This window comes from Thermus sp., assembly GCF_056332225.1.
In genome coordinates this window covers 1-1,610 of the sequence record NZ_JBWGQW010000114.1, presented here as the reverse complement: position 1 = coordinate 1,610, position 1,610 = coordinate 1, and the positions used below count along the sequence as shown (strand labels likewise).

At 71.1% G+C, this 1,610-nt stretch carries 1 protein-coding gene and 1 pseudogene; one reads left to right on the top strand and one right to left on the bottom strand.

Features of this window, described 5'->3' with window-relative positions; genetic code table 11:
* Positions 1-425, bottom strand: a pseudogene (locus tag AC01Y6_RS10320) (phosphoglucomutase/phosphomannomutase family protein); the annotation flags it as partial.
* An 11-nt stretch (positions 426-436) separates the two neighbouring features.
* Between AC01Y6_RS10320 and AC01Y6_RS10315 the strand changes: the two are divergent.
* Positions 437-1,390, top strand: coding sequence for a mannose-1-phosphate guanylyltransferase (locus tag AC01Y6_RS10315; RefSeq protein ID WP_476671429.1), 954 nt, complete (start codon positions 437-439; stop codon positions 1,388-1,390).
* Positions 1,391-1,610 lie beyond the last annotated feature (220 nt).

Genomic DNA, 1,610 nt, shown 5'->3' with positions numbered 1-1,610 from the left:
TCGGGGACCAGGGCCTCTATGGCCTTGGCCTCCTCCTGGGCAATGGGCCCCCCAGTGGCGTCCTTGAACTTCACCCCGAGGTAGGGGGGCGGGTTGTGGCTCGCGGTGAGCATGGCTCCGCCCGCCGCCTTCAGGTGGCGCACGGCGAAGGAAAGGAGAGGAGTAGGGACGGGGCCCTGGAGGAGGGCCACCTTCAGGCCCATCCCCGCGAGGTGGGCGGCAAGGGCCCGGGCGAAGGCGTCCGCCAGGAAGCGGCTGCCCCGCCCCACCACCACGGTCGGCGGAGCTCCCTCAGGGCCGCCGCTCCGCTCCAGGAGGTGGCGGCCGTAGGCCTCGGCCAGGCGGTGGAGGGTGGCGAAGGTGAACTCCCGGGCGATGACGCCGCGAAAACCCTCGGTGCCGAAGCGGATGGGCACGTCGCTCATCCCGAGGAAGGATACCACTCTCCCGGGAGGACCGCCCCAAGCCCTTCCTGCCCCTCTTTGAGGGGAAGACCCTCTTGGAGGCCACCCTGGAACGCCTCGCCCCCCTCGTTCCCCCCGAGCGCACCCTCCTTGCCGTGCGCCGGGACCAGGAGGCGGTGGCCCGCCCCTATGCGGACGGGGTCCGGCTTCTCCTCGAGCCCCTGGGCCGGGACACCGCGGGGGCGGTGCTCCTGGGGGTGGCCGAGGCCCTGAAGGAGGGGGCGGACCGCCTTCTGGTTCTCCCCGCCGACCACTACGTGGGGGACGACGAGGCCTACCGCGAGGCCCTCGCGGCCATGCTGGAGGCGGCGGAGGAGGGGTATGTGGTGGCCTTAGGCCTCAGGCCCACCCGCCCGGAAACCGAGTACGGCTACATCCGCCTGGGGCCTAAGGAGGGCCTTTGGTACCGGGGCGAGGGGTTCGTGGAGAAGCCCTCCTACGCCAAGGCCCTGGAGTACCTAAGGGGGGGTTACGTGTGGAACGGAGGGGTCTTCGCCTTCGCCCCCGCCACCATGGCCGGGCTCTTCCGCCGCCACCTGCCGAGCCACGCCGAGGCTCTCGCCCGCCTCCTTGGGGGGGAGCCTCTGGAGCGGGTCTACGCCGGCCTTCCCAAGATCTCCATTGACTACGGGGTGATGGAGAAGGCGGAGGCCCTGCGGGTGGTCCTCGGGCGCTTCCCCTGGGACGACGTGGGGAACTGGCGGGCCCTGGAGCGGGTCTTCTCCCAGGACCCCCACGAGAACGTGGTCCTGGGGGAGGGGCGGCACGTGGCCCTGGACACCTTCGGGTGCGTGGTCTACGCCGACCGGGGCGTGGTGGCCACCCTGGGGGTCTCCGGGCTGGTGGTGGCCAAGGTGGGGGACGAGGTCCTGGTGGTGCCCAAGGACCGGGCCCGGGAGGTGCGGGAGCTTTTGCGGCTTCTTTGAGTGACGTCCTCCCCCGGATGAATCCGGGGCATCCCTTTCAGGATGCGCGCGAGGGATTTTCCTTTCGCTTCGGGGCAAGGTAGCTTCGCTGACCGTCCGTGCCATCCCAGACGGAACGACCGGACCACGGGTTGCGCCACACGGCCACTACTCCCTTCCGGGAGGCATCCACGGGGGGTACGAGGACCGGGCGTGAGCGAGGGGGTCCGTGTATCCCCCC